Origin of the sequence: Streptomyces sp. NPDC008086 (assembly GCF_042957325.1) — a bacterium.
Lineage (GTDB): Bacteria > Actinomycetota > Actinomycetes > Streptomycetales > Streptomycetaceae > Streptomyces.
Genome location: NZ_JBIBIA010000010.1, coordinates 435,706 through 462,528 on the forward strand (window position 1 = coordinate 435,706; position 26,823 = coordinate 462,528).

Annotated in this window: 21 protein-coding genes and 1 pseudogene; 8 read left to right on the forward strand and 14 right to left on the reverse strand. The window is 70.1% G+C overall.

Annotation, left to right across the window (positions count from 1 at the left end):
- Positions 1-57: 57 nt before the first annotated feature.
- Both ACFZBP_RS34490 and pta read right to left on the reverse strand, forming a co-directional pair.
- Positions 58-1,269 carry an acetate/propionate family kinase gene (locus ACFZBP_RS34490; RefSeq protein ID WP_391419043.1) on the reverse strand — a complete coding sequence of 404 codons (1,212 nt, stop codon included), beginning with the start codon at positions 1,267-1,269 and terminating at the stop codon, positions 58-60.
- On the reverse strand, positions 1,266-3,368 hold the full coding sequence (gene pta / locus ACFZBP_RS34495; protein WP_391419046.1) for a phosphate acetyltransferase: 2,103 nt from the start codon (positions 3,366-3,368) through the stop codon (positions 1,266-1,268). Before pta ends, ACFZBP_RS34490 begins: the two co-directional genes overlap by 4 nt.
- A gap of 230 nt (positions 3,369-3,598) precedes the next feature.
- Here pta and ACFZBP_RS34500 point away from each other — a divergent pair, with 230 nt between their 5' ends.
- A complete protein-coding gene (locus ACFZBP_RS34500; RefSeq protein WP_391419048.1) occupies positions 3,599-4,624 on the forward strand; it encodes an ATP-dependent 6-phosphofructokinase in 1,026 nt (341 codons plus the stop codon).
- Positions 4,625-4,796: 172 nt separating this feature from the next.
- Here the strand turns inward: ACFZBP_RS34500 and ACFZBP_RS34505 are convergent, their stop codons facing one another.
- The 6 genes from ACFZBP_RS34505 to ACFZBP_RS34530 form a co-directional block, all read right to left on the reverse strand.
- Complete coding sequence (locus ACFZBP_RS34505) at positions 4,797-5,540, reverse strand: helix-turn-helix domain-containing protein (RefSeq protein ID WP_383459996.1); 744 nt, start codon at positions 5,538-5,540, stop codon at positions 4,797-4,799.
- 403 nt (positions 5,541-5,943) lie between these two features.
- On the reverse strand, positions 5,944-6,783 hold the full coding sequence (locus ACFZBP_RS34510; protein ID WP_383460001.1) for a carbohydrate ABC transporter permease: 840 nt from the start codon (positions 6,781-6,783) through the stop codon (positions 5,944-5,946).
- A 6-nt stretch (positions 6,784-6,789) separates the two neighbouring features.
- Positions 6,790-7,677, reverse strand: coding sequence for a carbohydrate ABC transporter permease (locus tag ACFZBP_RS34515; protein ID WP_383460006.1), 888 nt, complete (start codon positions 7,675-7,677; stop codon positions 6,790-6,792).
- Between the two features lie 25 nt (positions 7,678-7,702).
- Positions 7,703-9,097 carry an extracellular solute-binding protein gene (locus ACFZBP_RS34520; protein ID WP_391419052.1) on the reverse strand — a complete coding sequence of 465 codons (1,395 nt, stop codon included), beginning with the start codon at positions 9,095-9,097 and terminating at the stop codon, positions 7,703-7,705.
- Between the two features lie 140 nt (positions 9,098-9,237).
- Positions 9,238-9,762, reverse strand: a complete 525-nt coding sequence (locus ACFZBP_RS34525) for a tetratricopeptide repeat protein (RefSeq protein ID WP_391419054.1) — start codon at positions 9,760-9,762, stop codon at positions 9,238-9,240.
- A gap of 26 nt (positions 9,763-9,788) precedes the next feature.
- The gene (locus ACFZBP_RS34530) at positions 9,789-10,661 is read right to left on the reverse strand and encodes a 5'-methylthioadenosine/S-adenosylhomocysteine nucleosidase (RefSeq protein WP_391419056.1); all 873 of its coding nucleotides are present in this window, start codon (positions 10,659-10,661) and stop codon (positions 9,789-9,791) included.
- Positions 10,662-10,688: 27 nt separating this feature from the next.
- Between ACFZBP_RS34530 and ACFZBP_RS34535 the strand changes: the two genes are divergently transcribed.
- Entirely contained in the window at positions 10,689-11,240 is a 552-nt protein-coding gene (locus tag ACFZBP_RS34535; RefSeq protein ID WP_383460014.1) for a hypothetical protein, read from the forward strand.
- 323 nt (positions 11,241-11,563) lie between these two features.
- Here the strand turns inward: ACFZBP_RS34535 and ACFZBP_RS34540 are convergent, their stop codons facing one another.
- Positions 11,564-12,271 (reverse strand): response regulator, encoded by a 708-nt coding sequence (locus tag ACFZBP_RS34540; protein ID WP_383460016.1) that lies wholly within the window; start codon positions 12,269-12,271, stop codon positions 11,564-11,566.
- Entirely contained in the window at positions 12,268-13,983 is a 1,716-nt protein-coding gene (locus tag ACFZBP_RS34545; RefSeq protein ID WP_391419059.1) for an ATP-binding protein, read from the reverse strand. The genes ACFZBP_RS34540 and ACFZBP_RS34545 overlap by 4 nt, the downstream gene beginning before the upstream one ends.
- A gap of 202 nt (positions 13,984-14,185) precedes the next feature.
- On the opposite strand from ACFZBP_RS34545, the gene ACFZBP_RS34550 reads away from it, so the two are divergent.
- The 6 genes from ACFZBP_RS34550 to ACFZBP_RS34575 all read left to right on the forward strand — a co-directional run bounded on the left by ACFZBP_RS34550 (position 14,186) and on the right by ACFZBP_RS34575 (position 19,841).
- On the forward strand, positions 14,186-15,577 hold the full coding sequence (locus ACFZBP_RS34550; protein WP_383460022.1) for a cation:dicarboxylate symporter family transporter: 1,392 nt from the start codon (positions 14,186-14,188) through the stop codon (positions 15,575-15,577).
- 361 nt (positions 15,578-15,938) lie between these two features.
- Positions 15,939-16,406, forward strand: coding sequence for a hypothetical protein (locus ACFZBP_RS34555; RefSeq protein ID WP_391419062.1), 468 nt, complete (start codon positions 15,939-15,941; stop codon positions 16,404-16,406).
- Positions 16,407-16,419: 13 nt separating this feature from the next.
- The gene (locus ACFZBP_RS34560; RefSeq protein WP_383460027.1) at positions 16,420-16,701 is read left to right on the forward strand and encodes a hypothetical protein; all 282 of its coding nucleotides are present in this window, start codon (positions 16,420-16,422) and stop codon (positions 16,699-16,701) included.
- Positions 16,702-16,730: 29 nt separating this feature from the next.
- A complete protein-coding gene (locus ACFZBP_RS34565; protein WP_383460030.1) occupies positions 16,731-17,117 on the forward strand; it encodes a MerR family transcriptional regulator in 387 nt (128 codons plus the stop codon).
- Positions 17,114-17,446: a thioredoxin domain-containing protein gene (locus tag ACFZBP_RS34570; RefSeq protein ID WP_391419065.1), complete on the forward strand. Its 333-nt coding sequence runs from the start codon at positions 17,114-17,116 to the stop codon at positions 17,444-17,446. The genes ACFZBP_RS34565 and ACFZBP_RS34570 overlap by 4 nt, the downstream gene beginning before the upstream one ends.
- A 178-nt stretch (positions 17,447-17,624) precedes the next feature.
- The gene (locus tag ACFZBP_RS34575; protein WP_391419067.1) at positions 17,625-19,841 is read left to right on the forward strand and encodes a HelD family protein; all 2,217 of its coding nucleotides are present in this window, start codon (positions 17,625-17,627) and stop codon (positions 19,839-19,841) included.
- 130 nt (positions 19,842-19,971) lie between these two features.
- On the opposite strand, the gene glgB is transcribed toward ACFZBP_RS34575, so the two are convergent.
- From glgB to ACFZBP_RS34595, 4 genes and pseudogenes are all read right to left on the reverse strand, one after another.
- A complete protein-coding gene (gene glgB / locus ACFZBP_RS34580; protein ID WP_391419069.1) occupies positions 19,972-22,617 on the reverse strand; it encodes a 1,4-alpha-glucan branching enzyme in 2,646 nt (881 codons plus the stop codon).
- Positions 22,614-24,059 (reverse strand): maltokinase, encoded by a 1,446-nt coding sequence (locus ACFZBP_RS34585; protein WP_391419071.1) that lies wholly within the window; start codon positions 24,057-24,059, stop codon positions 22,614-22,616. Before ACFZBP_RS34585 ends, glgB begins: the two co-directional genes overlap by 4 nt.
- An 86-nt stretch (positions 24,060-24,145) precedes the next feature.
- Positions 24,146-25,846: a maltose alpha-D-glucosyltransferase gene (gene treS / locus ACFZBP_RS34590; protein ID WP_383460047.1), complete on the reverse strand. Its 1,701-nt coding sequence runs from the start codon at positions 25,844-25,846 to the stop codon at positions 24,146-24,148.
- Positions 25,843-26,823 (reverse strand): annotated as a pseudogene (locus ACFZBP_RS34595) (alpha-1,4-glucan--maltose-1-phosphate maltosyltransferase); the annotation flags it as partial. The gene treS and the pseudogene ACFZBP_RS34595, both read right to left, overlap by 4 nt.

Genomic DNA, 26,823 nt, shown 5'->3' on the forward strand with positions numbered 1-26,823 from the left:
CCGTCTGGCGGAAGATACAAATGAGCTGCGCAATGCTCAGCCGTGTTACTCGGCCGTTTAGACGTTCTCCCCGAGCAAGGCGTAGGTCTGCGTCGCGATCTCCAGTTCTTCATCCGTCGGCACCACCGCGACCGCCACCCGCGCGCCGGCCGGCGAGATCAGCCGCGGCCCATCACCGCGTACGGCGTTCAGTCCGGGGTCCACCGCGAGGCCCAGCTGCTCCAGGCCCGCCACGGCGGCCTCCCGCACCGGAGCCGCGTTCTCGCCGACCCCGGCCGTGAACGCGACGGCGTCCACCCGGCCGAGCACCGCGTAATAGGCGCCGATGTACTTCTTCAGCCGGTGAATGTAGATGTCGAAGGCCAATTGGGCCCGCTCGTCACCCTCGTCGATCCGCCGGCGGATCTCCCGCATGTCGTTGTCCCCGCACAGGCCGATCAATCCGCTCTTCTTGTTGAGAAGAGTGTCGATTTCCGCGATGGACATTCCGCCAACACGCGCCAAATGGAAGATGACGGCGGGATCCGTGTCCCCGGAGCGCGTACCCATCACGAGCCCCTCCAAAGGCGTCAGCCCCATGGAGGTGTCCACACAACGACCACCCCGTACGGCGGACGCGGACGCCCCGTTGCCGAGGTGCAGCACGATGACGTTCACGTCCTTGGGCGCCTTGCCCAGCAGCTCGGCGGTGGCGCGGGAGACGTACGCGTGCGAGGTGCCGTGGAAGCCGTACCGGCGGATCCGGTGGGCGTCGGCGGTCTCGACGTCGATGGCGTAGCGGGCGGCCGACTCCGGCATCGTCGTGTGGAACGCGGTGTCGAAGACGGCGACCTGGGGCAGGTCCGGGCGCAGGGCCCGGGCGGTGCGGATACCGGTGAGGTTGGCCGGGTTGTGCAGCGGGGCCACCGGGATCAGTCGCTCGATCTCGGCGAGCACGGCGTCGTCGATGACGGTCGGCGCGGTGAACCGTTTGCCGCCGTGCACCACCCGGTGCCCGATCGCGGCCAGCTCGGGCGAGTCCAGGCCGAGCCCGTCCTTGGCGAGCTCCGCCGACACGGCCTTCAGGGCGGCCTCGTGGTCGGTGATGGGCGCGGTCCACTCGCGGCTCTCGCCGCCGGCCGCCAGCGGGGTGTGCCTGAGCCGGGAGGTCTCCTCGCCGATGCGCTCGACGAGGCCCGTGGCCAGCCGGCTGCTGTCCTGCATGTCGAGCAGCTGGTACTTCACCGACGAGGAGCCGGAGTTGAGGACGAGGACGCGGGACGGACTCACTGGGCGGCGGCCTTCTCGTGGAGGGACGGGGTGGGGGACTGGGCCTGGATCGCGGTGATGGCGACGGTGTTGACGATGTCCTGGACGAGGGCGCCCCGGGACAGGTCGTTGACCGGCTTGCGCAGACCCTGGAGCACCGGGCCGACGGCGATGGCGCCGGCCGAGCGCTGGACGGCCTTGTAGGTGTTGTTGCCGGTGTTGAGGTCCGGGAAGATCAGCACGCTGGCCTGGCCGGCGACGTCGGACTCCGGCAGCTTGGTCGCCGCGACCGACGGCTCCACGGCCGCGTCGTACTGGATCGGTCCCTCGATCTTCAGGTCGGGCCGCCGCTCGCGCACCAGCTCGGTCGCCTCGCGCACCTTGTCGACGTCGGCGCCCGAACCGGACGTACCCGTCGAGTACGACAGCATCGCGATCCGCGGTTCCACGCCGAACTGCTCGGCGGTGGCCGCCGACTGGATGGCGATGTCGGCCAGCTGCACGGCGTTCGGGTCGGGGTTCACGGCGCAGTCGCCGTACACCAGCACCTTGTCGGCGAGGCACATGAAGAAGACGGACGAGACGATGTCGGCGTCGGGCTTTGTCTTGATGATCTCGAAGGCGGGCCGGATCGTCGCGGCCGTCGAGTGGACCGACCCCGACACCATGCCGTCGGCCAGACCCTCCTGCACCATCAGGGTCCCGAAGTAGTTCACGTCGCTGACGACGTCGTACGCCAGCTCCACCGTGACCCCCTTGTGGGCGCGCAGCTGCGCGTACTTCTCGGCGAAGGCGTCGCGCAGCTCGCTGGTGGCCGGGTCGATCAGCTGGCAGTCGCCCAGGTCGATACCGAGGTCGGCGGCCTGCTTGCGGATCCGGTCGACCGGGCCGAGCAGCGTGAGGTCGCAGACGTCGCGGCGCAGCAGCACCTCGGCGGCGTGCAGCACGCGCGGCTCGGTGCCCTCGGGCAGCACGATGCGGCGCATGTTCGAGCGGGCCCGCTCCAGCAGCTTGTGCTCGAACATCATCGGCGTGACCCGGTCGCTGCTCGGCGCCGAGAGCCGCTTCAGCAGCTCACCGGTGTCGACGTACCGCTCGAAGAGACCGAGCGCGGTCTCCGCCTTGCGCGGGGTGACCGCGCTCAACTTCCCCTCCAGGGAGAAGAGCTGCTCGGCGGTGGGGAAGCTGTAGCCCGGCACCGAGAGTACCGGGGTGCCCGGGGCGAGACGGGCCGCGAGGGTGAGGATCTCGTCGCCGGGCCGCTCGTCCAGGGTGAGCAGCACACCGGCGATCGGCGGGGTGCCGGCGCTGTGCGCGGCCAGCGAGCCGACGACCAGATCGGCGCGGTCGCCCGGGGTGACGACCAGGCAGCCCGGGGTCAGCGCGGTCAGGAAGTTCGGCAGCATCGCACCGCCGAAGACGAAGCCCAGGGCGTCGCGCGCGAGCCCCGAGTCGTCGCCGAGGAGGACCTTCGCGTCCAGGGACTGGGCGATCTGCGAAACGGTCGGCGCGGCCAGCGCGGGCTCGTCCGGGACGACGTAACAGGGCACGGGCAGCCGCGATCCGAGCCGCTCGGCGATCTCGTCCCGGTCGTCCCGGGTGACCCGGTTGGCGACCATGGCGAGCACGTCACAGCCCAGGTTCTCGTATGCCCGGTAGGCGTTGCGCGTCTCGGCGAGCACCGACTCGGAGACCTGGCCCCGCCCGCCGACGACGGGTATGACGCTCGCGCCGAACTCGTTGGCGAGCCTGGCGTTGAGGGCCAGCTCGTCCGGGAGCTGGGTGTCGGCGAAGTCGGTGCCGAGGACCAGCACGAACTCGTAGTCACGGGCGACCGCGTGGAACCGGTCGACCAGCGTGGACACCAGCTCGTCCGTGCCGCGCTCGGCCTGGAGGGCGGAGGCCTCGTGGTAGTCCATGCCGTAGACCGTCGCCGGGTCCTGGGAGAGGCGATAACGGGAGCGCAGCAGCTCGAACAGGCGGTCGGGGACGTGGTGGACCAGCGGCCGGAACACCCCCACCCGGTCGACCTGCCGGGTCAGGAGCTCCATGACCCCCAGTTCGACGACCTGGCGGCCGTCGCCGCGGTCGATGCCGGTCACGTACACGCTGCGCGTCACGCGTGCTCTCCGTTTCGTCTGTCGTCCGTCGTTCTCGTCGGTCGTCGGTCGTCGTCTCGGGTGTCCCCGAGGGCGTCGAAAAATCGCCCAGTGGGGTGAGCGAAACCCTCTTGACAATACCCTTGGCGGTGGATAAGGCGCCCGTCAGTACGGGAGCGACATCGTCCTCGCGGACGTGAAACAATCGGACTGGCTCACCGGTATCAACAGCGAGCAGGAGACACAGCACGATGCGCATCGGAGTTCTCACCGCAGGCGGCGACTGCCCCGGCCTGAACGCCGTGATCCGGTCGGTCGTGCACCGAGCGGTCGCGCAGTACGGCGACGAGGTGATCGGCTTCGAGGACGGGTACGCCGGCCTGCTGGACGGCCACTACCGCAGCCTCGACCTGGAGGCCGTCAGCGGCATCCTGGCCCGCGGCGGCACCATCCTGGGCTCGTCCCGACTGGAGCGCGACCGGCTGCGCGAGGCCTGCGAAAGCGCCTTCGACATCGCCCGTGACTTCGGCATCGACGCGCTGATCCCGATCGGCGGTGAGGGCACCCTGACGGCGGCCCGCATGCTCTCCGACGCCGGTCTGCCCGTGGTCGGCGTACCGAAGACGATCGACAACGACATCTCCTCGACGGACCGCACCTTCGGCTTCGACACCGCCGTCGGCGTCGCCACCGAGGCCATGGACCGCCTGAAGACCACCGCGGAGTCGCACCAGCGCGTGATGGTCGTGGAGGTCATGGGCCGGCACGCGGGCTGGATCGCCCTGGAGTCCGGCATGGCGGCCGGCGCGCACGGCATCTGCCTGCCCGAGCGCCCCTTCGACCCCGCCGACCTGGTCAAGATGGTCGAGGAGCGCTTCGCGCGCGGCAAGAAGTTCGCCGTGATCTGCGTCGCCGAGGGCGCCCACCCCGCCGACGGCACCATGGACTACGGCAAGGGCGCGATCGACCAGTACGGCCACGAGCGCTTCCAGGGCATCGGCACGGCCCTCGCCTTCGAACTGGAGCGCCGCCTCGGCAAGGAGGCCAAGCCGGTCATCCTCGGCCACGTCCAGCGCGGCGGCGTGCCCACCGCGTACGACCGCGTCCTCGCCACCCGCTTCGGCTGGCACGCGGTGGAGGCCGCGCACCGGGGCGACTTCGGCAGGATGACCGCCCTGCGCGGGACCGAGATCGTGATGGTCCCGCTGGCGGAGGCCGTGACCGAGCTGAAGACGGTGCCGAAGGACCGGATGGACGAGGCGGAGTCGGTCTTCTAGGACCGACAAGTCCGCCGGCGACGGTGGCGGGTGCGGCATGGCAGGCCCCGGCGGCACCCCGACCCGGCAGCACATCCACACGACCGTCCGGACGCCGAACGGCAACGACTACGGCATCGACCTGCTCAAGCTCCACCCGCAGACCGACCACTGAGGGGCCGGGACGGCCGGTTCACGCGGTGGCGTCCCCGACCGTCGCCCAGAACTGCTCCACGATCCGGTCCAGGAACTCGCGGCCGGCCGCACTGGACTCGCTGCCCCCGCCGCCCCAGCTGAGGGTGGCGGTCATCTGCCCCTGGTAGTTCTGGTGCAGCTCCTGGAGAGCGTCCTCCAGCAGCCGCCGGTCCAGGGGCACCATCCTGCCGACCGGGCGGACGTACGCCTGCCAGCGCGTCGTCACGGCACTGCGCAGCAGTTCGGCGAGGGCCCTGTCCCGGCCGGTGACGGTGATGAAGTCCGGGACGGTCAGGCCGAGGACGTCGGCGAGGGCGGCGGACTGGCGGTCGTTGCCCTGCCAGTCGTCGTTCTCCTCCATGCGCAGGTACGCGCCGAGATCGTGCCCCACGGTGCGCGCCACGTCCTCGGGCGCGAGGCCACGGGCGAGCCGGTGTTCGCGCAGCGTCCGCGGCTTGCCCAGCAGCTCGCTGGGCGAGCACCACAGCACACCCGCGAGGGCGGTGAGTTCACTGCTGTCGGGGGCGGCGATCTCCCGTTCCCAGGCGACGACGAGGTCCTGGGTGACGTAGGGCAGCCCGTACGACGCGCGCATCCCGTAGGCGACGTGCTCGGGTCCCATGTTGAGGGCGGCACGGAGTCTTCGGGCGGCGGGGGCGTTGAACGGGGGAGTGGGCGGGGTTCGGCGGCTGGAGCGGTTGGGCTGGTTCGGTTGGGCTTGGGGTCGGCGCACGGGCCACAACGTAGGCGGGGCCGGGTGCCGTGACTACGGTCTGTTCGGCCAGGATTACGGATTGTATGAAACTACGGCTACTGGCGGGTTCGTTGACGGGCGAGATCATTCGCGGGGCGGGCCGGGCGGCGGTGCGGGGGCCGTGGGAACGGGGTCGAGGCGCGACCGGCCACCGGTGACGTTCGGTGAACGGCAAGGCCAGGCGGCATATTCGCGAGCGCTTTCCGTAGTCGATCTCCTGGTGGCTCGCGGCGCCGGGTGTGAAGGGTGCGGAGCGCGAGTCGACCATGTGGGCGGGTGTCGAAGACGAGTGCGTCAACGGGGGACGGTCCGCCGGGGCGGACGCACGGGGTGGCGCGCGGCTCGATCCCGACGGTGCGGTACGGCCCCGCCCTGCCCGCCCTCCCCGCGCTCACCCCTTCACCGCCCCGCTCAACGCGAACCCGCCCCCCAGCCGCCGGGCCACCAGCACGTACAGCAGGATCACCGGCGTCGAGTAGATGATCGAGAACGCCGCCAGCTGCCCGTACACCACGGTCCCGCGGTTCCCGAAGAACTCGTTGATGCTCACGGCCGCCGGCATCTGGTCCGGGGTGAGCAGCAGCATGAACGGAACGAAGAAGTTCCCCCACATCATCACGAACGAGAACACCGTCACCACCGCCACCCCCGGCCCCATGAGCGGCAGCACGACCCGCACCAGCGACTGGAGCGACGACGCCCCGTCCGTCCAGGCGGCCTCCTCCAGCTCCTTCGGGACCCCGTCCATGAAGTTCTTCATCAGCCAGATGGCGAACGGCAGTTGGGAGGCGGCGAAGAAGAAGATCGTCCCCTCCATGGTGTCGATCAGGTTCACCTGCACGAACAGGGCGTACACCGGCACCATGATCGCCGTGATGGGCAGGCTCGTCGCGAAGAGGATCGTCAGCAGGAAGGGCCGGTTCAAGCGGGACCGGAACCGGGACAGGGGGTAGGCGGCGAGCGCGGCGCACACCACCGTCAGCAGCGTTCCGCCGCCGCACAGGAGCAGACTGTTGAGCAGCGGGGTGAAGGTGATGTCCGGAGTCAGGACCGCGTCGAAGTTGTCCAGGGTGACGCCGTCGGGGAGCTTCACCTGGAGGTTGGCGTCGGTGTCCAGCGAGGACAGCACCACCCACGCCAGCGGGAGCACGAAGGCCGCGGCCACCACCAGAAGACCGGCGTCGGCGGCCAGCCGGCGGGCGGTGCGACGGAAGGAGAGCGTACGGGCCATACGGCGTCACACCTCCGTCCGCAGCAGCCGCAGGTAGACCACCGAGAACAGCGAGCCCACCACCAGCAGCAGAAGGGCGACCGCCGTGCCGTAACCGATCATGCTCTTCTGGAACGCCTCCTCGTACATGAACAGCGGCAGCGTCTGGCTCTTGCCGCCCGGGCCGCCTCTCGTCATCACCCAGATCAGACCGAAGACGGACAGGGTCTGGAGGGTGATCAGCATGAGGTTGGTTCCGATGGAGCGGCGGATCATCGGGAGCGTGATGTGCCACATCCGGCGCCAGCCGCCGGCGCCGTCGACCTCGGCCGCCTCGGTGATCTCCTTGGGGATCTCGTTCAGCGCCGCCGAGTAGACCAGCATCGAGAAGGCGGTGCCGCGCCAGACGTTCGCGAACGACACCGCCAGGATCGGCAGGGTGAACAGCCAGTTCTGGGTGGGGAGATGGAGCCAGTCCAGGATGGCGTTCAGGGTGCCCTCACGGCGGAAGAAGGCGTAGAGGAGGAAGCCGGCGACGACCTCCGGCAGCACCCACGCCGCGACGACGACGGCGCCCACCAGCGTGCGTACGGGCTTGGACGCGCGCTGCATCAGCGCAGCCAGGGCCAGCCCCAGGGTGTTCTGACCGAGCAGCGCCGAGAGCACGGTGAAGACGAGCGTGAGCCAGACCGCGTTGCGGAACGCCTCGTCGTCGAACGCCGTACGGAAGTTGTCGAGACCGACGAAGGAGTCCTCGGCCTGGCCGGTGAGCTGGAGGTCGGTGAAGGCGATGTAGGCGCAGTAGGCGATGGGGCCGGCGAGGAAGAGGACGAGGAGGACGACGGCGGGGGTGACGGGGAGGGCGCGGATGACGGACTGGAGGCGGCGGTGGGGGAGGGAGGGGGCCTGCTTCATCCGCGGGACCCCGTCCCGGCAGCGCTCACTTCTCGATCACCTGGCCGTCCGCCGCCGACTTCAGCTCCTCGTCGTAGCCCTTCGCCGCCTCCTCCACCGACATGTCACCCGTCGTCACGCCCTCCATCGCCTCCTGGACGGCCGTGGAGACCTTCGGGTACGCCGGATAGGCCGGGCGGTAGTGGGTGCTGGCGACCAGGTCCGTGAAGAACTTGATGCCGGGCTGGGCATCGATGTACGCCGGGTCGGCGGCGACGTCCTCGCGGACCGCGATGCCGGAGTTGGCGACGTACCACTTCTGGGCGTTCGCCTTGGTCTGCATCGTCTTGATGAACTCGAAGGCGAGGTCGGGGTTCCCTGCCTTGGCGGGAATGGACCAGGTCCAACCGCCGGACATGCTCACCTTCCCGGGAGCCTGGCCGTTCTGCGTCGGCATGGCGGCGAGGCCGAGCTCGTCCGACCACTGAGGCCACTCGTGGCCGCTGCCGGGCAGCCAGTCCTGTGGGAGCCAGGAGCCGTCGAGGGCGATGGCGAGCTTGCCCTGCGGGAGCCACTCGCCGCGGACCCGGGTCATGACGTTGGGGTCGAGGGCGTCGGAGACCTCAGGCCCGAGCTTCTCCTTGTAGACGGTCTCGACGAAGGAGAGGGCGTCCTTGAAGCCCTGACTGCCCGCGATCCACTTCTTGGCGGACTTGTCGTACAGGGGGTCCGAGCTGCCGGTGCTCACGCCCGTGCCCGTGCCGTAGAGCAGCATCTCGAACGTCTGCATGGTGGCGGCCTCGCCGACCGGCTTGCCCGTGTACACGTTGAGCGGGATGACGCCCGGGACCTTCTCCTTGACGGTGCGGGCGGCGTCCAGCACCTCGTTCCAGGTCCTCGGCTGCCAGTCGGCGGGCAGCCCGGCCTTCCTGAAGATGTCCTTGCTGAACCACAGCCCCCGGGTGTCGGTCCCGTCCGGCACGCCGTACGTCTTCCCGTCCTCACCCTTGGCCGCCGCCTTCGCCGTGTCGATGAACTGTCCCCAGTCCTTCCACTTGGCGAGATACGGATCGAGGGGCTTCAAGTACCCGCTGGTGATGTCCGAGTTGATGAGGAAGGTGTCCTCGTAGACCAGGTCGGGAGCGGTCTTGGGGGAGCGCATCATCTGCTGGAGCTTGGTGTAGTACTCCGAGTCCGGGGCCTTGATCGGCACGAACTCGACCTTCTTGCCGGGGTTCGCCTTCTCGAACTGCTTCTTGATGTCCGCGAGGTAGGTGTCCATCACCTTGATGGAGTTGTCCGTGGACTGCTTGAAGGAGACCTTGATGGTGTCCGGATCACTGCCGGAACCGCCACCGCATGCGGTGAGGGTGCCTGCGGCGGCGAGGGTGAGGGCGAGGAGCGTGGGGAGGGCGGGGCGGGCGGTGGGGCGCACGGGCATGACCTCCTGCGGGCGCACTTCGTTGTGGCGCGGGGACGGCTGCCCGGTGAACGTAGGTTGAGTGGTCTAGTCAGGTCAATGGATGTGCGGGGGATTCCGCTGGAAGAGGGGGCTGGAGGGAGGGCTGGAGGTTTTGCGGGTCAGGTGTCGGTCTCGTCGAGTTCGGTGGCTTCGGTGGGGGCGTTGGCGCGGATGTAGGCTTCGGCGGCCTGGAGCCAATGAGTGTGGGCGTCGGCGGGGCGGTCGGCGTCCTCGTGTGCCAGGGCGAGGTTTCCGATGGTCTGGCCGGCGCGGTACCAGTCCTCGAATGCCCGGTGGACCGCCAAGGCCTTGACGTACGCATCGATGGCCTCCTCCACCCGGCCCGCCTCCCGCAGGGCGACGCCGAGGTTGTTCCACGCCGTGGCCTTGCCGTGGCGGTCCCCGACGGCCTGGCACAGGTCGAGGTCGCGGGTGTGCGCGTCGATCGCCTCCTCCACCCGCCCCGCTTCCCGCAGGGCGACGCCGAGGTTGTTCCACGCCGTGGCCTTGCCGTGGCGGTCCCCGACGGCCTGACACAGGTCGAGGTCGCGGGCGTGGGCGTCGATCGCCTCCTCCACCCGGGCCACCCGAGCCGGCGCCTTGGTGATGCCGATCGCCGCCGCGCTGCGGGGCTGTGCCCTCAACGCCGGCCGTCGTCGCCCCGTCCCGGCTACTCCGGGTGTCGCCCGACGATCTTGCCGGTGACGGGCCCGTGGAAGGTGCCGCCCCGGAGGTCGATGTGATCGCCGCCGTAGGTGATTCCGCCGCCCGCGCGGTCGGGATGGGGGCCCTCCTCGGAGTCGGAGGAGCTTCCACGCGGCCGCTGCTTCCGCAGGACGGCGACCGCGACCCTGGCGGCCTGCTGGGCTGCCCGCTCCTGGGATCCCGAGGCGTCGGCCCTGTGCTTCCCGGCATCGGCGTGGTCGCTGATGCCCCGGATCACGAGAGCGTCCAACTGGCCGTTCAGGTGGGCCGCCCGCAGCGCACCGGAGCCCTCCATCTCGATCGCGCCGGCGTCGTTGTAGCTCCGGCGGAGGAACGCGGCGATCTCGGACTCGGCATCCGCCAGGACCACGTCCCCCGTGGCGATCGGCATGAAGTGCGCCCGTACGCCGGGCATGTCCCGCACGGCGGAACGGGCCGCCTGTTCGAGTGCGTGCGAGCCCGGCAGGGCCTTCGGCCGGACCAGGAAACCCTCGGGTGTCTGCTTGCCGCCGTGGATCTCGTAGACCTGCGTACCGACGACGACGTCGCCGATCCCGACGTCGTCCTTGAGGCTGCCGGCGACCCCGATGAAGAACACGGCCTCGGGGTGCAGCCAGTTGATGAGCTGTGTGGTGAGAGCGGCGGCCCGCTCGGCGCCCATGCCCAGCTCGGCGATGGCGACATGCCAGGCGGAGTCGGGGAGTCGGCCCCGTTCGACCCGGGTCCCGTCAGGGTGCACCAGCTCTTGCCGCTTCTCGACGTGCGCGCGTATCGCGGCGTATTCGACAGGGAGCGCGGTCAGGACGAGAACAGCGGGCTGAGTCTCCGGCACACTCATAACGTACAGCCGGGGGAAGGGAATCGAGTGCCGGAACAGGACGTCACCGTCGGGCAGTTGCTGCTCGCCGAGTACCAGAGTGTCAAGGACGAGCAGAAGGCGCGCATCGGGTTCCGCGACAACCTGCTGTACGTGACTCTGGCCGTCGTGGCCGCCGTCATCGCCGCGGCGGCGCAGGCCAAGCAGGCGTCCATGCTGCTCGCGCTGCCGCCCGTGTGTGTCGTCCTCGGGTGGACGTACCTGGTCAACGACGAGAAGATCTCGGCGATCGGGCGGTACGTGCGGGACGAGCTGGGCCCTCGCCTGGCCCAACTCGCCCGGCCCGACGGCGACTTCGCGGCCTTCGGCTGGGAGAGGGCCCACCGGAGCGACGCCCGCCGCAGGTCCCGGAAGGCCATCCAGAGCGTGGTGGACCTGACGGCGTTCTGCGCGGTGCCGCTGGCCGCGCTGGTGGTGTTCTGGGCCGACGGCGAGGGCGGTGGACTGCTCGTCACGCTGTCGGTGCTGGAGGCGCTCGCGGTGGCCGGCCTCGGAGTGCAGGTCGTGCTGTACGCGAGACCGGCGCGAACTCCCGCCTGACGCCGTGCCGTTGACCTACGGTTCCGCGCGGGCCGGTGGGGCAGGGAGCGGGGGACGGAACGACCACATGAGAGCGGCGTTGCCGGCGGCCCTGGCCGAAGGCGCGGGCGGGGACGCCGGGCGCCGGATGGCGCGGGAACTGGCGCGGGAGCGGGTGCCGGCGTTCTCTTACCGGTGGGCGAGTGCGGCCGGTGACCGGTTGCGCTGGTTGCCGGGGAGGGCGGAGCCGGAGCGGTTCGCGGACCGGGGCAGGCGCTGGCGTGGCTGGACTCCGAGCGGGCGGGGCTGGTGGCGGCGTTACTCAACAACGGCCAAACCACCCCCTAACGCCCCCGCTCCGCCACCCCCCGAACCCACCGATAAACCAACTCCGGCCGCCCCACCTGCCCATAAACCGGCGCCCGCTCAGCCCTCCCCGCCTCCACCAGATGCTCCAGATACCGCCGAGCCGTAATCCGAGAAATCCCCACGGCCTCGGCCACCCCCGCCGCAGTTAGCCCCTCCTCGGCCTCCCGCACAGCCCCCGTCACCCGCTCCAACGTCGGCCCGCTCAACCCTTTCGGCAGCGCCGCCGGCCCTGGCGCCCGCAGCGCCGCCAGCGCCCGGTCCACCTCGTCCTGCCCGCTCGCCTCGCCCACCGCCGCGTGGAACTCGGCGTACCGGACCAACCGGTCCCGAAGCGTGGCGAACGTAAAGGGCTTCAGGACGTACTGCACGACCCCCAGCGACACCCCCTCCCGCACCACGGCCAGATCCCGGGCGGACGTCACCGCGATCACGTCCGCGTGATGCCCGGCGGCGCGCAGCGAACGGGCCAGTTGCAGCCCGTGCACATCCGGCAGGTGCAGGTCCAGCAGGAGCAGATCGACCGGCGTCCGCTCCAGCGCGCGCCGCGCCTCCGCTCCCGTGTGCGCCTTGCCGACCGCGACGAAGCCGGGCACCCGCCCGACGTACATCATGTGCGCGTCCGCCGCCACCGGGTCGTCCTCCACGACCAGGACCCGAATCGCCTGTCCGTCCGCCGCCGTCATACGTCACCTCTCGAAACGACCGCGCTCTCGGCGGCGGCCCCCTCCACCGGTCCCGGGCCTTGAGTCGAGACCGCACCGGCCTTGGAGGCGGCCCCCTCCACCAGTGGCAACCGCACTTCGAACACCGCCCCGCCCCCTTCCGCCTCCGCCACCGACAACACGCCCTGGTGCCGGATCGCGGCCTGGCGGACGAGGGCCAGGCCCAGGCCGCGGCCCCCCGGACCGGCCGGCTTCGTGGAGAAGCCGCGTTGGAACACCGTCTCGGCGAGCGCGGGGTCCACGCCGGTGCCGGTGTCGGAGACCCGGAGTACCAGTTCGCCGCCCTGGCCGCCCTCGGCGTAAGCCGTCACCGTCACCCGTGCCCCCACGCTTCCCTGCGCCGCGTCGACGGCGTTGTCGATCAGGTTGCCGAGGATGGTGACGAGGTCGCGGGCGGGCAGTGACGGTGGCAGCAGGCCGTCGTCGAGGCGGCTGTCGTCCGAGACGACGAGTTCGACGCCCCGCTCGTTGGCCTGGGCCGTCTTCCCCAGCAGCAGCGCGGCCAGTACCGGCTCGCTCACCGCCGCGACGACCTGGTCCGTGAGGGCCTGCGCGAGTTCCAGTTCGGCGGTCGCGAACTCCACCGCCTCCTCGGCGCGTCCGAGTTCGATCAGCGAGACGACGGTGTGGAGCCGGTTCGCCGCCTCGTGCGCCTGTGACCGAAGCGCCTGGGTGAAGCCCCGTTCGGAGTCCAACTCACCCATCAGGGACTGGAGTTCGGTCACGTCCCGCAGGGTCACCACCGTGCCGCGCCGCTCACCGCCGGACACCGGCGACGTGTTCACGACCAGGACCCGTTCCGCGGCCAGATGCACCTCGTCCACCCTCGGCTCGGAGGCCAGCAGCGCCCCGGTCAGCGGGGCGGGCAGACCGAGTTCCGCGACCGACCGTCCCACGACATCACCGTCCACGCCCAGCAGCTCGCGCCCACCGTCATTGATCAGCGCCACACGGTACTGTCCGTCCAGCATCAGCAGCCCCTCGCGTACCGCGTGCAGCGCGGCCTGGTGGTAGTCGTGCATATGGCTCAGCTCGGCCGCGTTCATGCCGTGGGTGTGCCGGCGTAGGCGGGCATTGATGACGTACGTGCCCACCGCACCGAGCGCGAGCGCCCCCGCCGCCACGCCGAGCAGGGCCGTCAGCTGGTCCTGCACCCGCTTGCTGATCTCCTCGACCCGGATGCCCGCGCTGACCAGCCCCACGATGTGCGCCGGCTCCTCGCCCCCGTCGTAGATCGGTACGACCGCCCGCACCGACGGACCGAGCGTGCCGGTGTACGTCTCCGTGAAGGGTTCGCCCCGCAGGGCGCGCGCGGTGTGCCCGCGGAAGTGCTGGCCGATCTGCTGCTGGTCGGGGTGCGTCCAGCGGATGCCCGTGGGGCTCATGATCGTGACGAAGTCGACCTCGGCGTCCCGCTGGACCCGCAGCGCGTACGGCTGGAGCTCGGCCGTCGGATCGTCGGTACGGATCGCCTCCCGCACGGACGGCGCGTCGGCGATCGCCTGCGCCACCGCCATGGCCTGCCGCCTCGCCGCCTCCTCGGCCTGCCCGCGGTCACTGACGTACGTGAACACCGCGTACCCGGCGACGAGCACCGCTATCAGCACGGCCTGCATGGCGAACAGCTGGCCGGCCAGGCTGCGGGGTCGGGGGATCCGGACGGGGATGCGCATGTCGTCAGTCTGCCTCCATGGCCGATTGTGAACTAAATGAACGGAAGGGTGACCGCCCTCACACGGCGGGAGATAGTCACCGCATCGCTGGAGTGCGACGCCCCCGTCCCCCGGGGCGCGACGGTCGGTCAGCGAGACCCCCACACCCCCGGACGTGAGCCGCACGCCGGTGATACCGACGAAGACGTCAAGGAGGGCAGCCGTGGCCGCCGCCAGTTCCCCCGAGAAGGCACCCGCCGCACCCGTCGCCAAACGGGATCGCACGCACTACCTCTACATCGCGGTGATCATCGCGGTGGCCCTCGGCATCACCGTGGGCCTGGTCGCGCCCGACTTCGCGGTCGAGCTGAAGCCCATCGGCACGGGCTTCGTGAACCTGATCAAGATGATGATCTCGCCGATCATCTTCTGCACGATCGTGCTGGGCATCGGCTCGGTACGGAAGGCCGCGAAGGTCGGCAAGGTCGGCGGTATCGCGCTGGTCTACTTCCTCGCGATGTCGCTGGTCGCGCTCGCCATCGGTCTCGTCGTCGGCAACATCCTGGAGCCCGGCACGGGCCTGCACATCACCGACGCCATCAAGGACGCCGGTCACGAGCAGGTCAACGCCGAGGCCAAGGACACCACCGAGTTCCTGCTCAGCCTCATCCCGACCACGATGGTCTCCGCCTTCACCTCGGAGTCGGTCCTGCAGACTCTGGTCGTCGCGCTGTTCGCCGGCTTCGCGCTGCAGGCCATGGGCTCGACGGGGGAGCCGATCCTGCGTGGTGTGCAGCACATCCAGCGCCTCGTCTTCCGCATCCTCGCCATGGTGATGTGGGCCGCGCCGGTCGGCGCCTTCGGTGCCATCGCCGCCGTCACGGGTTCCGCCGGTGTCGACGCGCTCAAGAAGCTCGCGATCCTGATGCTCGGCTTCTACGTCACCTGCTTCCTCTTCGTCTTCATCGTGCTCGGCGCCCTGCTGCGGCTCGTCGCCGGACTCAACATCTTCACGTTCCTCAAGTACCTGGGCCGTGAGTTCCTGCTGATCCTGTCGACCTCCTCCTCCGAGTCGGCGCTGCCGCGCCTCATCGCGAAGATGGAGCACCTGGGTGTCAGCAAGCCCGTCGTCGGCATCACCGTCCCGACCGGTTACTCCTTCAACCTCGACGGCACCATGATCTACATGACCATGGCGTCCCTGTTCATCGCCGACGCCATGGGTACGCCGATGTCGGTCGGTGAGCAGATCCCGCTGCTGCTCTTCCTGCTGGTCGCCTCCAAGGGCGCCGCCGGTGTCACCGGCGCGGGTCTGGCCACGCTGGCCGGTGGCCTGCAGTCGCACAAGCCCGCCCTGGTGGACGGCATCGGCCTCATCGTCGGCATCGACCGCTTCATGAGCGAGGCCCGCGCGCTGACGAACTTCGCGGGCAACGCCGTCGCCACGGTCCTGATCGGAACCTGGACCAAGGAGATCGACAGGGGCAGGGTCGACGAGGTGCTCGCCGGCCGGATCCCGTTCGACGAGAAGACCCTCCTGGACGACGGCCACGGCGGCGCTCCGGCCGCCGAGGCGCCGGAACAGGACGGCGACAAGGAGCTCGCCCGGGCGTGAGCTCCGGCCCGCTCCGGAACCATCTGCTCCGCACGCCCGGCCCCGCCTGAACCGGGGCCGGGCGTGCGGCCACGGACGCACAAGCTCCGGGCGGCTGGGATGCTCCCCCGTCGCTCAGCCGCCCGGTCACCTCGCTGGTCCCCACTCAGGCGTACGGCAGCAGCAACTGCCGTACGCCTGACGGCATTACCGGATGATTACGTTCCGTTGCCTGCCCTTGCCCAACCCGGATGGATCTTCCGCCCCTCTCCACGGGCAGGGCAGCGGACGCTGCCGGTCCCGCCGCCAGGTGGTGGGACCGGGGCCCGTTCCGAGACCGGGAGCGGGTGCCCGTCCAGCACGAGAGAGTCCGGGGGAACCCATGGACACCTTGCGTAAGACGTTGATCGGCACGGCCGCCGGTGCGGTGTTCCTCACCGCGGGCGTGGCTCCGGCCCAGGCGGCCACGGCGAGCCATCCGGGCGCGGGGCGTGACTACAAGAGCATCAGCGGAGTGTGCGGTTCACTGCTGGCGACCGGTGTCAGCGTCGGCTCGCTGGGGAAGACCATCGCGTCCAAGGGCGCGGGCTGGGTGGGAGCGATCGTCTCCGCCGGCTGCCTGGTGAAGGACACCAAGGAGTACAGCAGGGCGTTCAACGCCACCCCGGCGGGCATCGCGCGCCTCAAGAAGATCCAGGCGAAGTACCACAACTACACCCTGGAGCACTTCATGAAGGACTTCGGCTGCAAATGGGTCGCCAACCCGCCCGGAGGCGGCACGGACCTCGCTCCGCGCGTCGCCGTGAACAGGGCGGCGGGGCACTGGGACTGCAGCTCCGCCGGGGACTGAGCGGAGCCGGCTCATGGACCTCACTGTGGCCCTCGTCCTGGTCGTCGCCGAACTCGCGGTGCTGACCGGCGGGTACCTGGACGCACAGGCGCCCACGGTCCCGGGCAGGAGCGCCCGGCTCGCCCGGGTGGCCGGTCCCCTGCTGGCTGTCGGGGTTGCCGTGGCGCTGGTGCCGGATCCGGTGTGGAAGGTGGCGGCGGCTCTGGTCACGCCCGCGTTGGTCAAGGCCGCCGACCAGTGCGTACGGCGCCCAGGGAGGCCGGCGCCCGTCGACGGCGAACGGCTGTTGCCCTGACGTCGGCGTCAAGGATTACGTTCGTACGCATGCGAATCGGCGAGCTGGCCGCACGGGCCGGGACCACGACGCGCACGTTGCGCTACTACGAGTCGCGCGGGCTGCTGCCCGCGCGGCGCAGCGGCAACGGCTATCGGCGCTACGACGAGGACGACCTGAAGCTGCTGCGGCAGATCAGGACGTTGCAGGACTTCGGGTTCGACCTCGAGGAGACCCGGCCGTTCGTGGAGTGCCTGCGTGCCGGGCACCCGGAGGGCGACTCGTGTCCCGCCTCGCTCGCGGTCTACCGGCGCAAGCTGGACGAGCTCGACGCGCTGATCGGCGAGTTGCAGGCCGTGCGGGCCAAGATCGGCCTGCGGCTGTCGATGGCCGAAGGGGAACCACCGATGTGCGAACTGGGAGGGCAGGAGCTGTGATCAAGGCAGCCGGTGTGGCCGAGGTGACGGACGCGGACTTCGAGGCGGAGGTGATCGGGGCGGAACTGCCGGTGCTGGTGGAGTTCACCGCCGACTGGTGTCCGCCGTGCCGGCAGATGGGGCCGGTGCTGACGGCTGTCGCCGGAGAGACCGGGGGCCGGCTGAAGGTGGTCCAGCTGGACGTGGACCACAACCCCGAGACCACGAACGCGTACAAGGTGCTGTCCATGCCGACGTTCATGGTGTTCCGGGGCGGCGAGCCGGTGAAGTCCATGGTGGGCGCCCGCCCGAAGAGGCGGCTGCTGGAGGAGCTGTCGGACGTCCTCTGACGCCTGCCTGATCCCGTCCGGAACGAAGAAATCCCCCGAGCAATTGCGCTCGGGGGATTTCTTTGCGTATATTTAATGGTTCGCGACTTCGCATATATCGGGTCGCAAAGAAGTTCAGTGAGCACAGTATATCCGGCCGGGAGCGGAATTGTCAAACACCGAATTTCAAGACGGTGAAATGCGGATTGAGCAGGAATTCATCGACGGCCTGTACGCGCGCGTGGACGCGTTGCGCGGCGACACCGAGGGCTCCGTCACGGACGCGCTCGCCCAGGGCAACACGCCCATGCAGGCCCGGCTGGAGCGGGACATCCTGGTCGCCGAGCGCTCGGGGCTGCTCGCCGCGCTGAACGCCGTGGACGGATCGCTGTGCTTCGGCCGGATCGACCTGGCCTCGGGTGTCAGCCACCGCATCGGCCGGATCGGCCTGCGCACCGACGACGCCGAGCGCACGCCGATCCTCATCGACTGGCGGGCCGACGTCGCCCGCCCCTTCTACCTGGCCACCGGCCACACCCCGATGGGGCTGCGACGCAGGCGGCACATCACCACCAGCGGCCGTACCGTCACGGCCCTGCACGACGAGATCCTCGACCTGGGCGACGAGCAGCGGACCGGCCACGAGGACCCGACCGGCGACGCGGTCCTGCTCGCCGCGCTCGACGCCGCGCGCACCGGCCGGATGCACGACATCGTCCAGACCATCCAGGCCGAGCAGGACGAGATCATCCGCGCGCCCCATCGTGGCGTGCTGGTCGTGGAGGGCGGCCCCGGCACCGGCAAGACGGCCGTCGCCCTGCACCGCGCCGCGTACCTGCTCTACGAGTACCGCGAACTGCTCGCCAAGCGCGCGGTCCTGATCGTCGGCCCCAACCCCGCCTTCCTCGGCTACATCGGCGAGGTCCTGCCCTCGCTCGGCGAGACGGGCGTGCTGCTGGCCACGGTCGGCGAGCTGTTCCCCGGTGTGCGGGCGACGGCGACCGACACGCGGGCGGCCGCGGCGGTGAAGGGCCGGGCCGACATGGCGGACGTGCTCGCCGAGGTCGTACGGGACTGGCAGGCGCTGCCCGATCCGGTGATCGCGATCGAGCACGACCGCGAGGTCCTCATGCTCGACGACGACCTGGTGCGGGTCGCCCGCGAGCGCACCCGGGACGCCAAGCTCCAGCACAACGTGGCCCGGGAGCACTTCGAGGGGCACATCCTCAACACCCTCACCGAACTGTACGCAGAGCGCGTCGGCACCGACCCGTACGACGGCGGCAGCCTCCTCGACGCGAGCGACATCACCCAGATCCGGGACGAGATCGCCGAGAACCCCGAGGTGTGGGCGGCCATCGACCAGCTGTGGCCGCGCCTGACCCCGCAGCGCCTGGTCGCCGACTTCCTCGCCGATCCCGTCGGCTACCTCCCCGACGAGGACGCGGCCGCCATCCGCCGGCCCGTGACACGGGAGTGGACGGTGGCGGACGTACCGCTGCTCGACGAGGCGGCGGAACTGCTCGGCGAGGACGACCGGGTGAAGCGGGCGCTGGCCGAGCGGGAGCGCGAGACGCAGGTCGCCTACGCGCAGGGCGTGCTGGACGTCTCGTACGCCTCGCGCACCTACGAGTTCGAGGACAAGGACGAGGAGGACTCCGAGGTCCTGTCCGCGCACGACATCATCGACGCCGAGCGGTTCGCCGAACGCCATGAGGAGGACGACCACCGCAGCGCCGCCGAGCGCGCGGCGGCCGACCGGACCTGGGCGTTCGGGCACATCATCGTCGACGAGGCGCAGGAGTTGTCGCCGATGGCCTGGCGGCTGCTCATGCGGCGCAGCCCGACCCGTTCGATGACGCTGGTCGGCGACCCGGCGCAGACCGCGGAGGCGGCGGGTGTCGGTTCCTGGGCGGGGATCCTGGAGCCCTACGTCCAGGACCGCTGGGAGCACACGCGACTCGGCGTCAACTACCGCACCCCGGCCGAGATCATGGAGCTGGCGGCGGCGGTCGTACGGGCCGAGAACCCGGAGTTCGAGCCACCGAGTTCGGTGCGGTCGACGGGGGTACGGCCCTGGGTGCGCGCGACCGACGATCTGCCGGGCGCGACGGCGAAGGCGGTCGGGGAACTCATGCCCGCCGAGGGGCGGCTCGCGGTCATCGCTCCACGCCATCTGCACCGGAAGCTGGCGGCGGTGTTGGACGGGGTGACGGCGGGGGCGGAGCCCGACCTCACGCGGACCGTCGTGCTCCTTGACCCGCGGCAGTCGAAGGGGCTGGAGTTCGACTCGGTGCTGGTGGTGGAGCCGGGGCTGTACGACACGAGTGACCTGTATGTGGCGCTGACTCGGGCTACGCAGCGGTTGGGGGTCCTGCACACCGGTCGGCTGCCGACGGCACTGGTCACCGACTAGAACGGAATCCGCCCCCGCCGCCCTTACCCGTCCCGTCCCAAAGATCCAGCCCCTCCGGCGTTTGAGGAGCGGGGTCTGGGGCGGAGCCCCAGAAGGATGGGGACGGGTAGGGGCGGCGGGGCGAAGAAGGCTAGGCCGGCCGCAGCCACACCGTCGCCAGCGGCGGCAGCGTCAGCCGGATGCTCGCCGGGCGGCCGTGCCACCCCTGGGGCTCCGGCTTGACCGGGTCCGGGTTGGTGACGTCGCTGCCGCCGTAGCGCCCCGCGTCGGTGTTCAACGTCTCGTACCAGGCGGGGACGTCGTCCGGCACGCCGAGCCGGTAGTCCTGCCGGACGACCGGCGACAGGTTCGACACCGCCAGCAGCGGAGCCCCCTCCGCGTCGAAGCGCAGAAAGGCGAACACGTTGTCGTCGGCGGCGTCCCCCACCACCCACTGGAACCCGGACGCGTCCGTGTCCCGCTGCCACAGCGCCGGCGTCTGCCCGTACACCGTGTTGAGATCGCGGACCAGGTCCCGCACGCCCCGGTGGTCGGGCTCCGCCCCGTACGCCGGATCCAGCAGCCACCAGTCCGGCCCGTGCGCCTCCGACCACTCCGCACCCTGCGCGAACTCCTGCCCCATGAAGAGCAGCTGCTTGCCGGGATGCGCCCACATGTAGCCCAGATACGCCCGGTGGTTGGCCCGCTGCTGCCACCAGTCACCCGGCATCTTCGACACCAGCGACCGCTTGCCGTGGACCACCTCGTCGTGGGAGATGGGCAGGACGTAGTTCTCGCTGTAGGCGTACACCATCGAGAACGTCATCTCGTCGTGGTGGTACTTGCGATGCACCGGCTCCTTGGCCATGTACTCCAGCGAGTCGTGCATCCAGCCCATGTTCCACTTCAGCCCGAAACCGAGCCCCCCGAAGCCGCCGGGACCGGACACATGCGTGGGCCGCGTCACGCCGTCCCAGGCCGTCGACTCCTCCGCGATCGTCACGACCCCCGGCACCCTGCGGTACACCGTGGCGTTCATCTCCTGGAGGAACGCCACCGCGTCCAGGTTCTCCCGCCCGCCGTGCTCGTTCGGCACCCACTGCCCCGGCTCACGCGAGTAGTCCAGGTAGAGCATGGAGGCCACCGCGTCCACCCGCAGCCCGTCGATGTGGAACTCCTCGCACCAGTACAGGGCGTTGGCCACCAGGAAGTTGCGCACCTCCCGTCGCCCGAAGTCGAACTCCAGCGTCCCCCAGTCGGGGTGCGCGGACCGCAGCGGATCCTCGTGCTCGTACAGCGGACGCCCGTCGAACTCGGCCAGCGCCCAGTCGTCACGCGGGAAGTGCGCCGGCACCCAGTCCATCAGGACACCGATGCCGGCCTGGTGGAGGGCGTCCACCAGGTACTTGAAGTCGTCCGGCGTGCCGAGGCGGGCCGTGGGCGCGTAGAAGCCGGTGACCTGGTAGCCCCAGGAGCCGCCGAAGGGGTGCTCGGCGACCGGCATCAGCTCGACGTGGGTGAAGCCCAGGTCCTTGACGTACGCGGGGAGCTGTTCGGCCAGTTGGCGGTACGTCAGCCCCGGGCGCCACGACGCCAGGTGGACCTCGTACACCGAGAACGGCGCCTCGTGCGGCGGCAGCGCCCCGCGCCGCGCCAGCCACTCCGCGTCGCCCCACTCGTGCCCCGAGGCGTACACGATCGACGACGTGTTGGGCGGGGCCTCCGTCCGGCGGGCCAGCGGATCCGCGCGCAGCGTCTTCGAACCGTCGGGCCGGGTGATCTCGAACTTGTACAGCTCGCCCTCACCGATCTCCGGCACGAACAGCTCCCAGACACCGGTGCCGCCGAGCGAGCGCATCGGATAGCCCGTGCCGTCCCAGAAGTTGAAGGTGCCCGCCAGGGACACGCCCCGGGCGTTCGGCGCCCACACCGTGAAGCGGGTGCCGGTCACGCCCTGGTGCGTCATCGGCTCCGCGCCCAGCGCCCGCCACAGCTCCTCGTGCCGTCCCTCACCGATCAGATGCAGGTCCAGCTCGCCCAGCGAAGGCAGGAAACGGTACGCGTCCTCGGTCTCCTGCACCGAACCCTCGTACGCCACGAGGAGCCGGTAGCCGGCCGGGACCTCCCGCAGGGGCAGCAGGCCCGAGAAGAACCCCTCCCCGTCGTCGTGCAGTTCGGCCCGCAGCGTCCCGGCGACCACGGTGACCGACAGGGCGTACGGCCGCAACGCGCGGAAGGCGACACCGCCGGGCACCGGGTGGGCGCCCAGCACGGAGTGCGGGTCGTGGTGGGTGCCGGTGAGGAGACGGTCGCGGTCGGCGGCGTCGAGGGCGGGGGAGACGGCGACGTCCACGGGAGCCGAGGGCGCGACGGGGGCCGCCTTCTGCGCCGGGATCCTCTTGGCCGCGGTGGCCTTCTGCGCGGGGATCTTCTTGGCGGCGGCCTTCTTCGGGGCGGTGCTCTTCGCCGTCGTCTTGGCCGTGGTCGTCTTCGCGGCCGTCTTCTTCGCCACGGCCTTCTTCGCCACGGTCTTCTTGGCGGCGGCCTTCTTCGCCGGAGCCTTCTTCGCGGCCGTCTTCTTCGCCGCGCCGGCCTTTTTGGCCGTCTTCTTCGCCGTCCCCTTCTTCATGGCCTCCGCGGCCTTCTCTGCGGCTTTCACCGTCTTCGCCGCCGTCTTCGTCGCCGCCTTCTTCGCGACGCTCGTCCGCTCGGCCTGCTGTTCCGTCGACTGCTCGGCCGGCTTCTCGGCCGTCTTCTTCGATGCCGAACCGCTGGAGGTAGTGGTGCGGGGGGTCACGGGCGGGGCCTCCTAGGCGAAGGTGGGAAGAGGGGAGTGGAGGAAGAGGGCGTGCCGGTGTCCGCGGCGAGGCGGCTTATGGCGGAGAGCGGCACCGGGAGCCAGTCGGGGCGGTGACGGGCCTCGTAGACGACCTCGTAGATCGCCTTGTCGGTCTCGTACGCGCGCAGCAGCACCGGATCGGTCCGTGGATCGACGCCGCTGACCTGCGCGTACCCGGAGCAGTAGGCGGCCCGGCAGGTGTCGGCCCAGCCGGGTATCGGCGGGTCGGCCGAGTGGGCCGCGTAGTCGAAGGAACGCAGCATGCCCGCGACGTCCCGCACCGGCGGCTGCGGCATCCGCCGTTCGGCCAGCGGCTTCGACGGCTCGCCCTCGAAGTCGATCAGCCACCACTGACCGGCCGGCGAACGCAGGCACTGCCCGAGGTGCAGGTCGCCGTGGATGCGCTGGGCGGTCCAGGTGCACCCCTCGGCGGCCAGGTCGGCCAGCGCCGCGAAGGCCGAGCGCAGGCCGGGCGCGTACGGCCGCAGCGCGGGCACCGCCTGCGCGGCCGCCTCCAGTCGCTCGACCATGCCGTCGACCAGGTGCCGCACCTGCGTGTGCCCGAGCGTGACGGTCGGCAGGGTGCGGGCCAGCGCGGTGTGCACCTCGGCGGTCGCGCGCCCGAGCGCTCGGGCCGCCGTCGCGAAGTCCTCGCCCTTGGCCAGTTCGCGCAGCGCCAGCTCCCAGCCGTCCGCGGCGCCCTGCACGAACGGCTGGAGCACACCGAGGACGTACGACTCGCCCGCCAGCTCCGCGCCGATCCACGCCGTCGGCGCGGGCACCCGGTGGCAGCCCTCCCGGGCCAGCGCCAGCGGCAGCTCCAGGTCGGGATTGACGCCGGGCACGACCCGGCGCAACAGCTTCAGGATGAACGTATCGCCGTAGACGACCGACGAGTTGGACTGCTCGGAGGTGACCAGGCGCGGCACCAGACCGGACCGGATGTCCTGGCCCGCGTCGTGTTCGAAGCGCAGACCGCCGATCCGGGCCCCGGTGCGCAGCGCCTCCAGGAGCAGCTCGGTGGGGCGGGTGTCGTACAGGGCGTCGTACACCGTGCGTCCGGCGAGCGGGCCCTTCGCCACGTGACCGATCAGGGCGGGCGCCAGCCGCGGCGGCAGCGCCTCGCGGTCCCCTATGAGCAGCTGGTAGCAGTCCGCGGGCTGCTCGGGTGCGCCCGGCACCGGCACGAGGGCCTGGTGTGCGCGCACGAGCAGGTGGTACAGGCCCAGCTTGCCGCCGGGCGGCAGCAGCTCGGTGGCCGCCACCAGCGAGAACCCGGTGACCGGACGTCCCTTGCCCGCGAACCAGCGCTGCCGTGGCAGCCACTCCCGCAGCAGGGGATCCAGCGAGGCGAGGAGACCTGGTGAGGTCGTGAGGGTGCGGGTGACGGCTTTCGACATGGCGTCACGTCCTTTCCCCGTGCCGGTCGGGGTGGTTACTGATGCGTGCCCCGGGCGGGGCGGAGGAAACCGCCCCGCCCGGGCTCTCAGACGGCGTCCTTGCGCAGCCGGAACCAGTAGAAGCCGTGCCCGCCGAGCGTCAGCAAGTACGGCAGTTCACCGATGGCCGGGAATCGCACCCCGCCGGACAGTTCGACCGGATGCCGACCGTTGAACCTGCGGAGATCCAGTTCCGTCGGTTGCGCGAACCGGGAGAAGTTGTTCACGCACAGCACGAGATCGTCCTCGTATTCCCGCAGGAAGGCGATCACGGCCGGATTCGACGACTGGAGTTCGGTGTAGGAACCGAGCCCGAAGGCCGGGTTCTGTTTCCGGATCTCGATCATGCGGCGCGTCCAGTGCAGGAGAGAGGACGGCGAGGACATGGACGCCTCGACGTTCGTCACCTGGTAGCCGTAGACCGGGTCCATGATCGTGGGCAGGAACAGCCGCCCGGGGTCGCTCGACGAGAAGCCGGCGTTGCGGTCCGGGGTCCACTGCATGGGCGTGCGGACGGCGTCGCGGTCGCCGAGCCAGATGTTGTCGCCCATGCCGATCTCGTCGCCGTAGTAGAGGATCGGCGAGCCGGGCAGCGACAGCAGCAGGGCGGTGAACAGCTCGATCTGGTTGCGGTCGTTGTCGAGCAGCGGGGCCAGTCGGCGCCGGATGCCGATGTTGGCGCGCATCCGCGGGTCCTTGGCGTACTCCGCGTACATGTAGTCGCGCTCTTCGTCGGTGACCATTTCGAGGGTCAGCTCGTCGTGGTTGCGCAGGAAGATGCCCCACTGGCAGCCGGAGGGGATGGCCGGCGTCTTGGCGAGGATCTCCGAGACCGGGTAGCGGGATTCCCGCCGTACGGCCATGAAGATGCGGGGCATGACCGGGAAGTGGAAGGCCATGTGGCATTCGTCGCCACCGCTCTGGTAGTCGCCGAAGTAGTCGACGACGTCCTCCGGCCACTGGTTGGCCTCCGCCAGCAGCACCGTGTCCGGGTACTGGGCGTCGATCTCCTTCCGTACCCGCTTCAGGAATTCGTGCGTCGCCGGGAGGTTCTCGCAGTTCGTGCCCTCCTCCGCGTAGAGATAGGGCACCGCGTCCAGCCGGAATCCGTCGATTCCCAGGTCCAGCCAGAACTTCAGCGCCGAGAGGATCTCCTCCTGCACCGTCGGGTTCTCGTAGTTCAGGTCCGGCTGGTGGGAGAAGAAGCGGTGGAAGAAGTACTGCTTGCGGACCGGGTCGAAGGTCCAGTTGGAGGCCTCGGTGTCGACGAAGATGATCCGGGCGTCGTTGTACGCCTTGTCGTCGTCGGCCCAGACGTAGTAGTCGCCGTACGGGCCGTCCGGGTCCTTGCGCGATTCCTGGAACCACGGGTGCTGGTCGCTGGTGTGGTTCATGACGAAGTCGATGATGACCCGCATACCGCGCTGGTGGGCCGAGTCCACGAAGTCCACGAAGTCGGCCAGGTCGCCGAACTCGGGCAGCACGGACGTGTAGTCGGAGACGTCGTAACCGCCGTCCCTGAGTGGCGACTTGAAGAAAGGCGGCAGCCACAGGCAGTCGACGCCGAGCCATTGCAGGTAGTCGAGTTTTGCGGTCAGCCCCTTGAGGTCGCCGACACCGTCGCCGTTGGAGTCCTGGAAGGAGCGGACCAGGACCTCGTAGAAGACGGCGCGCTTGAACCAATCCGGGTCACGATCCTTGGCAGGCGTGTCCTCGAAGGTGTCCTGAACGGGCTCGTTGACGATCATTTTGTGGGTGACCCTCCGATCTGCGGGGTGGACGGTCGCAGGACGGTGAGGATGTGCGCGGGACGAGTGCCCGGTTCGAGACGCACGTAGTTCGCCCTGCCCCAGTGATAGGTCTCGCCGGTGAGCTCGTCGCGCACCGGCACCGACTCGTGCCAGTCCAGGCCGAGTTGCGGCATGTCCAACGAGACGGTGGCCTCCTGGGTGTGGTGGGGGTCGAGGTTGACGACCACCAGAACCGTGTTCGAACCGCTTCGCTTCGAGTACGCGATCACCGCTTCCTTGTCGGCGTGATGGAAGTGCAGGTCACGCAGCTGCCGCAGCGCCGGGTTCGCCCGTCGGACGGCGTTGAGCTGGGTGATCAGGGGGGTGATGGTGCGGCCCTCGCGTTCGGCGGCGGCCCAGTCGCGGGGGCGTAGCTGGTACTTCTCGGAGTGGAGGTACTCCTCGCTGCCCTTGCGCAGGGGGGTGTTCTCGCACAGTTCGTAGCCGCTGTAGATGCCCCAGGCGGGGGAGAGGGTGGCGGCGAGCACGGCGCGCAGTTCGAAGGCGGGGCGGCCGCCCTGCTGGAGGAACTCGTGCAGGATGTCGGGGGTGTTGGCGAAGAAGTTCGGCCGCATGTAGGAGGCGGCCTCGCCGGAGAGTTCGGTGAGGTACTCGGTGAGTTCCCGCTTGGTGTTGCGCCAGGTGAAGTAGGTGTACGACTGCTGGAAGCCGGTCTGGGCCAGGGTGTGCATCATCGCGGGGCGGGTGAACGCCTCGGCCAGGAAGATCACGTCGGGGTCGGTGCGGTTGATGTCCGCGATGACCCGCTGCCAGAACACGACCGGCTTGGTGTGGGGGTTGTCGACGCGGAAGATCCGCACCCCGTGGCTCATCCAGTGCCGCAGCACGCGCAGCGTCTCGGTGATGAGGCCGTCCATGTCGGCGTCGAAGGCGATGGGGTAGATGTCCTGGTACTTCTTCGGCGGGTTCTCCGC